The sequence below is a fragment of the Bacillus sp. SM2101 genome, assembly GCF_018588585.1.
Classification (GTDB): Bacteria; Bacillota; Bacilli; order Bacillales; family SM2101; genus Nanhaiella; species Nanhaiella sioensis.
The window spans coordinates 1-805 of record NZ_JAEUFG010000123.1 but is presented as its reverse complement, the minus strand read 5'-3'; the positions used below and the strand labels follow the sequence as shown (position 1 = coordinate 805).

Sequence of the window (805 nt, the reverse complement as noted above, 5' to 3'; positions counted from 1 at the left end):
AAAATCAGTTTAACGTAGAAAAAGTGCAGGATGCGTGGGAGTACATGCCAATACTACTTAACTATATTGGAGATATCGATTACGAGCTTCGAGAAGAATTGATATACAATGCCTTATGTGAATGGATAACTGAAAAGGAGTATTTTAACGGAGCACAACTTAAACAGATTCTTTCTATCCTTATGGATGAAAACCATTTGTTCTACCAAATAGGGAATGATGGTGATGATAGTGTTTTTACAAGAACATTTTCAGTTCTAGGAGTAGTACTAATTTTGTATATGCATAGAAAAAAGGCATTTCTAAGTATTGATGAATTTAAATATTTGAAGAACCAACTTATAGAATACTATACTTCAGAGAAAGATCTTAGGGGAATACTACCTGTGAAGGGATGGGCACATGGTGGAGCTCACGGTGCTGATGTAATGAATGAGTTGATACAATGCAGTGAAAGTAATGAAAATATAGTTCAAGAGATTTTAAATGCTTTCAAAAAAGTTATCTATAACGGAAAATACATTTTATGTGAAGAAGAAGATGAACGTATCTCTGTTGTAGTTTTCAGAATCATCAAAATGAAGCTAATATCAAATGAGTCAATGATTAAATGGTTAAATGAATTGAGTGAATGCATTGAATGGCAACGTGACCGTAATCAAGATGTAGCAAGAGTTAATGCAAAAAACTTCATTAGATGTCTGTATTTTAAAGTAATGCATTATGATAATACATTGGCTATAATTGATGAATTATTTAGTGTAGAAGAAGAGTTAAATCGCTCCATTTTATTAAATAAAAGTTT

At 31.4% G+C, this 805-nt stretch carries 1 protein-coding gene; it reads left to right on the top strand.

The window, feature by feature from the left end; all coding sequences use genetic code 11:
- Positions 1 to 44: 44 nt before the first annotated feature.
- Positions 45 to 805: DUF2785 domain-containing protein (locus JM172_RS24545; protein ID WP_214484990.1), on the top strand; the 761-nt coding region annotated here is incomplete at its 3' end.